Origin of the sequence: Pseudomonas sp. NPDC087639 (assembly GCF_044743385.1) — a bacterium.
Lineage (GTDB): Bacteria > Pseudomonadota > Gammaproteobacteria > Pseudomonadales > Pseudomonadaceae > Aquipseudomonas.
Genome location: NZ_JBIUWI010000029.1, coordinates 1 through 8,608 on the forward strand (window position 1 = coordinate 1; position 8,608 = coordinate 8,608).

Annotated in this window: 8 protein-coding genes and 2 pseudogenes; all 10 read right to left on the reverse strand. The window is 58.2% G+C overall.

Features of this window, described 5'->3' with window-relative positions; genetic code table 11:
• Positions 1-35: 35 nt before the first annotated feature.
• A complete protein-coding gene (gene tolB / locus ACIOVB_RS14235; protein ID WP_187679778.1) occupies positions 36-1,316 on the reverse strand; it encodes a Tol-Pal system beta propeller repeat protein TolB in 1,281 nt (426 codons plus the stop codon).
• A 17-nt stretch (positions 1,317-1,333) separates the two neighbouring features.
• Entirely contained in the window at positions 1,334-2,416 is a 1,083-nt protein-coding gene (gene tolA, locus ACIOVB_RS14240; protein ID WP_401268618.1) for a cell envelope integrity protein TolA, read from the reverse strand.
• Positions 2,416-2,868: a protein TolR gene (tolR, locus tag ACIOVB_RS14245; RefSeq protein WP_401268701.1), complete on the reverse strand. Its 453-nt coding sequence runs from the start codon at positions 2,866-2,868 to the stop codon at positions 2,416-2,418. Before tolR ends, tolA begins: the two co-directional genes overlap by 1 nt.
• 23 nt (positions 2,869-2,891) lie before the next feature.
• A pseudogene (tolQ, locus tag ACIOVB_RS14250) lies at positions 2,892-3,371 on the reverse strand (protein TolQ); the annotation flags it as partial.
• Positions 3,350-3,670, reverse strand: a pseudogene (locus ACIOVB_RS14255) (YbgC/FadM family acyl-CoA thioesterase); the annotation flags it as partial. The pseudogenes ACIOVB_RS14255 and tolQ, both read right to left, overlap by 22 nt.
• 127 nt (positions 3,671-3,797) lie before the next feature.
• Positions 3,798-4,859, reverse strand: coding sequence for a Holliday junction branch migration DNA helicase RuvB (ruvB, locus tag ACIOVB_RS14260; RefSeq protein ID WP_187679767.1), 1,062 nt, complete (start codon positions 4,857-4,859; stop codon positions 3,798-3,800).
• Positions 4,860-5,468, reverse strand: coding sequence for a Holliday junction branch migration protein RuvA (gene ruvA, locus ACIOVB_RS14265; RefSeq protein WP_123467207.1), 609 nt, complete (start codon positions 5,466-5,468; stop codon positions 4,860-4,862).
• A gap of 115 nt (positions 5,469-5,583) precedes the next feature.
• A complete protein-coding gene (gene ruvC, locus ACIOVB_RS14270; protein WP_007912737.1) occupies positions 5,584-6,111 on the reverse strand; it encodes a crossover junction endodeoxyribonuclease RuvC in 528 nt (175 codons plus the stop codon).
• A 158-nt stretch (positions 6,112-6,269) separates the two neighbouring features.
• Positions 6,270-7,016, reverse strand: coding sequence for a YebC/PmpR family DNA-binding transcriptional regulator (locus ACIOVB_RS14275; RefSeq protein WP_401268621.1), 747 nt, complete (start codon positions 7,014-7,016; stop codon positions 6,270-6,272).
• 132 nt (positions 7,017-7,148) lie between these two features.
• Positions 7,149-8,608: aspartate--tRNA ligase (aspS, locus tag ACIOVB_RS14280; RefSeq protein ID WP_401268623.1), on the reverse strand; the 1,460-nt coding region annotated here is incomplete at its 5' end.

Consider the following 8,608-nt stretch of genomic DNA (forward strand, 5'->3'; position numbering starts at 1 on the left):
ACCCCAGTGTGTTAAGTAAAACGTGTAGCGCCCGCTCACTTCAGGTAAGGGGACCAGGACGGTTCTCTGACTTCGCCTTGAGCGGTAGGAAGCGGGAGCCTAACGCGTCCATTAATGGACACGAGCATCAAGACTCCCCGGCCCTGTTGGCGGGTGGCGTAGATTACCATGGTGCCGTTGGGCGCAACAGTGGGTGACTCGTCCAGAGTGCTATCAGTGAGGATCTTTACACTACCTCGCTGCAAATCCTGGGCTGCCACCTTGAAATTGGTGAAACCATCCTGACGATGGATCATCACCAAAGTCTTTTCATCAGCCGACAGTTTCGGGTTGGCGTTGTAGTTACCGATGAAGGTCACTCGCTCCGCACCGCCGCCACTGGCGCTGGTTTTGTAGATCTGTGGTTTGCCGCCACGGTCCGAGGTGAAGTAGATGGTCGAACCATCCTTGCCCCAGTAAGGTTCGGTGTTGATGCCCGGGCCCGCAGTGACACGATTGATCTGACGCGAAGCCAGGTTCATCACGTAGATGTCCGGGTTACCGTCTTTCGACAGCACGAACGCCAGACGATCGCCATTCGGAGACCAGGCGGGTGCGCCATTCAGGCCTTCGAAGTTGGTGATTTGCTCACGGCGACCGGTGTCGATGTTCTGCATGAAGATCCGCGGACGCTTCTGTTCAAACGACACGTAGGCGATGCGCTTGCCATCCGGTGCGAAACGCGGCGACAGGATCGGCTCACGCGATTGCAACAGAGTCACGGCGCGCGCACCGTCATAGTCCGAACGCTGCAGGGTGTAACGGGTGTTCTTCTCGGAGAAGCGTTCAGCCGTTACGTACAACAGACGGGTCGAAAACGCACCTTGAATACCGGTGAGTTTTTCGAACGACTGGTCCGAGATGAAGTGCGCCATATCGCGCAATTGCTCGGTAGTGCCGGAAACACTGCCGTCAGCCACTTTCTGTTCGGTGGCAACGTTGAACAGCGCCCACTGCACCTGCAGGCGACCGCCCGCTGGAACGATGCTGCCGACCATCATGTATTGAGCACCCACCGCCTTCCAGTCACGGAAGATGATTTCGCTCGGCTGGCTTGGCTGGCTGATCATGTTTTGCTTTGGAATCGGCGAGTAATAGCCCGAGTTGCGCAAATCGTTACCAATGATTTCAGCCATGTCGTCCGGCAGCACGGCACCGCCCTGCATGCCGAACGGTACAACGGCGATCGGAGTAGCCCGATCGCTGCCGCTGGTGACCAGAATGTTCTTTTCATCAGCCATCGCGATCCCTGCCATGCAGCAGATCACGACCAGCATTCCTCGAAGAAGGTTTCTCACAAGGCTAGATCCTCAGGTGTGACTGTCATCTTGAATGAACGAAACGCAGAGAAATCGCTCGGATTCATTCCCTGCATTTCTGTCAAACGTCCAATATTCTTGACCGCTGCGACTGCCGAAGCATCGAACGGACCGTCGCCACTGGATTTGGCCACGCTGACCGAAGTCACCGTACCGTCCGGCAACATGCCGATTTGCAGCACCACCGTCATGCCTTTGCGTGCTGAAGGTGGGCGAGCCCAGCCTTCTGCTGCTCGCGCACGAATCAGGTCATCGAAACTGCCCGCGACTTCGTCACCCTGCTCATCGGCCAAGGCCTGCTGACGCTGTGGCGTGTCGGAAAGCAAATCTGCCAGGGCCTGAGCCTTTTTGTCTTCGGTAGATTTACGTGCCGCATCCTGCGCTTTCTTCTTCGCAGCATCGGCAGCAGCTTTCTTCTTCGCTTCGTCGGCGATTTTCTTCTTCGCCTCTTCAGCTTCAGCTTTCTTCTTGGCGTCTTCGGCGGCTTTCTTCTTCGCGTCTTCGACAATCTTCTTCTTGGCTTCTTCAGCGGCCGCTTTCTTGGCCTCTTCTTCAGCAGCCTTTTTGGCTTCTTCTTCAGATTTCTTCTTGGCTATATCAGCCAATTGTTTCTCTTCTGCCTTCTTGGCTTCGGCGGTCTTCTTCGCTTCATCGGCTTTTTTGGCTTCATCAGCCTTTTTCGCCTCGTCCGCTTTTTTAGACTCGTCGGCCTTCTTGGCTTCCTCGGCTTTTTGAGCCGCTTCTTCTTTCTTTTGTTCCGCAGCGGCCTTGATCTCTTCCTGCTCGACCTTTTTCTGTTCCATCTGCTCGACTTCGGTCTGACGCGCGGCGGATTTCTTCGCCTCACCCGCAATCTTCTGATTGGTCTGGGTGGTCGCCTGACTTTTCGATTTCAGTTGATACAAGGTCGCCTGGACAATCGGCTTGGCCGGCGGCAGCTCAGGTGTAAAAGCGAAACTGACGAACAGCATGCCGAACACCAGCACGTGCAAGACAATCGCCCAGACACTAGGCCAGAAGAAGCTTTCCGAGGCAGACGGCTCTCGCAGTGGCTGCATCAGGGGGCCTCGGTAATCAAGCCAACATTCCCGACCCCGGCTTTCTGCAACCCGCCCATGGCGCCCATGACGGAACCGTAATCGACAGTCTTGTCGCCACGAATGAAGACCTGGGTACGCTTGCCGTTACCGTTGCCGGCAGCGATGATTTTTGTCACCGCGCTGGTCATCTGCGGCAGGGTCATGGCCCTGTCCTGTTGCTTTTCGGTGTCGACTTCGCTGCCAAGGTTCCAGTAATAGGTCTTGTCAGCCTTGATCGAAATGGTCAGGACCTGGGTGTTGTTGTCCTGCGGCAAGGCTTCGCTGGAAACCTTGGGCAGATCAACTTTCACGCCCTGATTGAGCATCGGCGCGGTTACCATGAAGATGACCAGCAGCACCAACATCACGTCGATGTAAGGCACCACGTTCATCTCGGCGACCGGCTTGCGCTTTTTGCGAGCTCGAGCGATTAAAGCCATTGGAAATTACCTGCTTATTCTTCGCTGGTGTGCACTTTGCGGTGCAGGATCGCCTGGAATTCATCGGCGAAGGTGTAGTAACGGCCCAGCAGGGTTTCGCTGCGAGCTGCAAAACGGTTGTAAGCGATTACTGCAGGAATTGCCGCGAACAGGCCGATCGCCGTGGCGATCAGTGCTTCGGCAATACCCGGGGCCACGGTGGCCAGGGTGGCTTGCTGAGCGCTGGCCAGACCGCGGAAGGAGTTCATGATGCCCCACACGGTACCGAACAGGCCGATGTACGGGCTGACCGAACCAACGGTGGCGAGGAACGGCAGGCTCTGCTCCAGTTTCTCTTCTTCGCGGGAGATGGCCACACGCATGGCACGGGCCACGCCTTCCATCACCGCCTCAGGATCGACGCCTGGCTGCTGACGCAGACGGGAGAACTCTTTGAAACCGGCGCGGAAGATTTGCTCGACGCCCGAATCCGGATCCGGGTTGCTACCCGCCTGACCTGCTGTTTAAAGCGCAGGCTGGCACGGTTCAATTCGATTACTTCAGCGCTTACCAGCAGCTCGTCGTCCAGTCGCGCCGGCGCGTGATAGCGCGCTTCGCTGGAATGCACGACAAACAACAGATCCTCCCCTGCCAGCTGCGATTGGGCAAAGCCCAGCTCGCGGAGCCGCTCGGTTCGAGCCCGTTCCATAAACTTGAGGTAATTAACGTAATACACGATGCCGCCCGCATCGGTGTCCTCGTAATAAACGCGACAACGCTGTGCGAACGGCTCAAGCCCGTTTTGCGCGCGCATACTCTAGTGCTTACTCCTCAGGTTGCCAATCCGGCCAGGCAACTGTTTTTCATTGTTCAAAGGCTTTACCGCAAAAGTACCGTCCTCAGACAGTACAAACCCTGAATAAATCGACAACAAATGTGTATTAATCGTCCACAGCATCGAGAAACTCGTCTGCCACGGGCATTTCACCCATTCGTGACGGAATGTTTAAACCGAAATGCAGATACGCATGCCGCGTCACCACCCTGCCCCGTGGTGTGCGCATGATGTAGCCCTGTTGAATCAGGTATGGCTCAAGCACATCTTCAATGGTGTGGCGCTCTTCACTGATCGCAGCGGCGAGGCTGTCGATCCCCACCGGGCCGCCATCGAACTTCTCGATCATGGTCAGCAGCAAACGCCGATCTTGATGATCGAAGCCGTGTTCGTCGACGTCCAGCAGGTTCAACGCTAGATCGGCAACCGACTTGGTGATGTGCCCCTTGGCGCGAACTTCGGCGAAATCGCGCACCCGGCGCAGCAGACGGTTGGCGATCCGCGGCGTACCACGGGCGCGGCGAGCGATTTCAAAGGCGCCTTCCGGATCCAGCGGCAGACCGAGGATATTCGCCGAACGACTGACAATCGTCGACAGGTCAGCCGTGCTGTAGAACTCAAGACGCTGGACGATACCGAAGCGGTCACGCAACGGATTGGTCAGCATGCCGGCGCGAGTGGTTGCGCCGACCAGCGTGAACGGCGGCAGATCGAGCTTGATCGAACGCGCTGCCGGCCCTTCGCCGATCATGATGTCGAGTTGGAAATCTTCCATCGCCGGGTACAGCACTTCTTCAACGATCGGCGACAGACGATGGATTTCGTCGATGAACAAAACATCGTGCGGCTCAAGATTGGTCAGCAACGCCGCCAGATCACCCGGACGCTCGAGGACCGGCCCCGAGGTGCTCTTGATCGATACACCCATTTCCTGAGCGATGATATTGGCCAACGTGGTTTTACCCAGCCCAGGCGGGCCGAAGATCAGCGTGTGGTCGAGGGATTCACTACGGCCACGAGCGGCCTGGATGAACAGTTCCATCTGCTCGCGCACGGTCGGCTGGCCGATATAGTCGGCCAGACTGACCGGGCGAATGGCCCGGTCCTGGACTTCTTCGCGCTCGCGCGGGCTGTGCGCAGCGGCGATCAGACGATCAGCTTCAATCACTTAAATCATTCCCTTCAGGGCGCGGCGGATCATGTCTTCACTGCTCAAATTCTTGTCCTTGATCGCGGAAATCGCCTTGCTCGCTTCCTGCGGCTTGTAACCCAGGGAAATCAGCGCGCTGACCGCATCGTTCTCGGCGGTGTTGACCGGCGCCGGGCCGTCCGGCTGGTTCGGCACCAGGGCAAACATGGCCGGCGAGGTTTCCCAGGCCTTGAAGCGATCTTTCAGTTCGACCAGTAAACGCTCGGCGGTTTTCTTGCCAACGCCCGGCACCTTGGTCAGGGCCGAGGTGTCCTGGGATTGCACGCAGCGGATCAACTCGTCGACTTCCAGACTCGACATCAATGCCAGAGCCAGTTTCGGCCCCACACCATTGAGACGGATCAACTCGCGAAAAAAGTCTCGCTCACGCTTGCCGGCAAAACCATAGAGCAATTGCGCGTCTTCGCGTACGACCAAATGGGTGTGCAGGGTCAGCGGCTCACCGACCGACGGCAACCGATAGAGAGTGGTCATGGGCACTTCCAGCTCATATCCGAGGCCGTTTACATCCAGAATCAGGTGCGGCGGCTGTTTCTCAGCCAGGGTGCCGCGCAAGCGTCCAATCACGTTTCAGATCCTTGAGCGTTGGCCAGCCGTGGGCTGGCGACTGACGGAAGGCGAGCTTCAGGCCGACGACACAGGCGCAAAACCCACCTTCCGGGAAATTTGATTGCTGATGCTATCAGAGACGCAGGCGCCCGCCACGACTGCGTGCCGCTCCCAAGCCATGCGGCAGCAGGCTGGAACGGGTGTGCGCGTGACAAATGGCAATCGCCAGAGCGTCCGAAGCATCGATTTGCGGTTTGCTGGTCAGCTTGAGCATGTGCATGACCATCATCTGCACTTGCTCCTTATTCGCTGCGCCGGTACCGACCACGGCCTGCTTGACCTGGGTCGCGGTGTATTCGGCGATTTCAAGACTCTCTTCGGCGCCAGCGACGATGGCGGCTCCGCGGGCCTGCCCCAGTTTCAGCGCAGAATCGGCGTTTTTCGCCATGAACACCTTTTCGATGCCCATGGTGACCGGGCCGTAGGTCTGAATGATTTCGCGTACGCCGCGATAGACGATTTGCAGACGCTCATGAAGCTCGCCCGCGCCAGTGCGAATACAACCGGAGGCCACGTAGATACAGCCACCGCGGCCGGTATCGCGAACAATGCCGTAACCGGTGATACGCGAACCGGGGTCGATACCAAGAATTAAAGTCATAACGCCTGCGGATTCGGAAAAAGCACGAAATTCAATACAACGAATAACAAATGTGGGAGCTGGCTTGCCAGCGATGACGGTGTGTCAGGCAACATCTTCAACAGATGTGCCGACGCCATCGCTGGCAAGCCAGCTCCCACATTGAATCGTAGTCGCTCTTAACCGAGCTGAGCGGCCACGTCTTCCGGAATGTCTGCGTTGGAATAGACGTTCTGCACGTCATCCAGGTCTTCAAGCATGTCGATCAGCTTCAGGACTTTCTCCGCGCCTTCCAGGTCCAGCTCGGCGCTGGTGGTCGGCTGCATCACGATCTCAGCATCATCACCCTTGAAACCAGCAGCTTCGAGGGCGTTACGCACGGCGTAGAAACTGGTGAACGAGGTGAACACATCGATCGAACCGTCTTCGTGGGTAACCACGTCATCGGCGTCGGCTTCCAGCGCCGCCTCGGTCAGAGCGTCTTCGTTGATGCCCGGGGCGAAGCTGATCTGGCCCTTGCGCTCGAACAGGTACGCGACCGAACCGTCGGTGCCAAGGTTGCCGCCACACTTGCTGAACGCATGGCGCACAGCGGCTGCGGTACGGTTGCGGTTGTCGGTCATGCACTCGACCATTACCGCCACGCCGCCCGGGCCGTAACCTTCGTAGGTCAGTTCTTCGACGTTGTCCGCTTCTGTCGCACCGGCGCCGCGCGCCACTGCACGGTCGATGATGTCGCGACTCATGTTCGCGCTCAGCGCCTTGTCCAGGGCCAGACGCAGACGCGGATTGGAGCCCGGATCACCGCCGCCCTGACGGGCCGCAACGGTCAGTTCACGGATCCACTTGGTGAAGATCTTGCCTCTCTTGGCATCCTGACGTTCTTTGCGGTGCTTGATGTTCGCCCACTTGGAATGACCTGCCATAACTCGCTCCGAATTCTCTTTGAAACGTTGCCCGCCTGCTCATGCATCGGCCAGCAACCAAAAAATCTCGACCTGCTCTCTTCTCTATAGAAAGAAAAAAGGCGCATCCGAAGATGCGCCTTCAGGCCCGTCTTACTCAGCCTTTGGCGTTTCGCGCAAACGAATGTGCAGCTCGCGCAGTGCCTTGGCGTCCACCACACCCGGTGCTTGCGTCATCACGTCGGCAGCACTCTGGGTTTTCGGGAAGGCGATCACTTCACGGATCGACTGGGCGCCGGTCATCAGCATCACCAGACGATCCAGACCGAAGGCCAGACCACCGTGCGGCGGAGCACCGTACTTCAGCGCGTCGAGCAGGAAGCCGAACTTCTCTTCCTGTTCCGCTTCGTTGATACCCAGCAGACGGAACACCGACTGCTGCATTTCCTTGCGATGGATACGGATCGAACCGCCACCCAGCTCAGTACCGTTCAGCACCATGTCGTACGCGCGAGACAGGGCGCCAGCCGGGTTGGCTTCGAGCTCTTGCGGCGTGCACTTCGGCGCGGTGAACGGGTGGTGCAGCGCAGAGAAGCTGCCGTCATCGTTCTCTTCGAACATCGGGAAGTCGACAACCCACATCGGTGCCCATTCGCAAGTCAGCAGGCTAAGGTCATGACCGAGCTTGATGCGCAGTGCGCCCAAGGCTTCGCTGACGATCTTGGCCTTGTCGGCGCCGAAGAACACGATGTCGCCATCAACCGCGCCGACGCGATCAAGGATCACGTTCAGGTTGGCTTCCGGGATGTTTTTCACGATCGGCGATTGCAGACCTTCAACACCGGCGGCACGCTCGTTGACCTTGATGTACGCCAGGCCCTTGGCACCGTAGATGCCGACGAACTTGGTGTAGTCGTCGATCTGCTTGCGCGGCATGCTCGCCCCGCCTGGAACGCGCAGTGCGGCGATGCGGCATTTCGGGTCGTTGGCCGGGCCGCTGAACACCTTGAAGTCGACTTCTTTCAGTTGATCGGCAACGTCTACCAGTTCCAGCGGGTTACGCAGGTCTGGCTTGTCGGAACCGTAGCGGCGCATGGCTTCTTCGAAAGTCATGTGCGGGAAATCACCGAATTCCAGACCCAGCACTTCCTTGAACAGGTTGCGGATCATTTGCTCGGTCAGGCCCATGATCTCTTTTTCATCGAGGAAGCTGGTCTCGATGTCGATCTGGGTGAATTCCGGCTGACGGTCGGCACGCAGGTCTTCGTCACGGAAGCACTTGGCGATCTGGTAGTAGCGGTCGAAGCCAGCGACCATCAGCAGTTGCTTGAACAGCTGTGGCGATTGCGGCAAGGCAAAGAACGAACCGGCGTGGGTACGGCTTGGCACCAGGTAGTCACGGGCACCTTCCGGGGTCGCGCGGGTCAGGATTGGTGTCTCAACGTCGAGGAAGCCGTTCTCGTCGAGGAAGCGACGGATGCTGGTGGTCATGCGCGAACGCAGACGCAGCTTCTCGGCCATTTCCGGACGACGCAGGTCGAGGAAGCGATAACGCAGGCGGGTTTCTTCGCCGACGTCGGAGAACTCGTTCAGCGGGAACGGCGGGGTTTCCG

Coding starts and splice junctions, on each gene's coding strand:
- tolB (WP_187679778.1), bottom strand. CDS start 1,316: ATGCTGGTCGTGATCTGCTGCATGGCAGGGATCGCGATGGCTGATGAA.
- tolA (WP_401268618.1), bottom strand. CDS start 2,416: ATGCAGCCACTGCGAGAGCCGTCTGCCTCGGAAAGCTTCTTCTGGCCT.
- ruvC (WP_007912737.1), bottom strand. CDS start 6,111: ATGACTTTAATTCTTGGTATCGACCCCGGTTCGCGTATCACCGGTTAC.
- ACIOVB_RS14275 (WP_401268621.1), bottom strand. CDS start 7,016: ATGGCAGGTCATTCCAAGTGGGCGAACATCAAGCACCGCAAAGAACGT.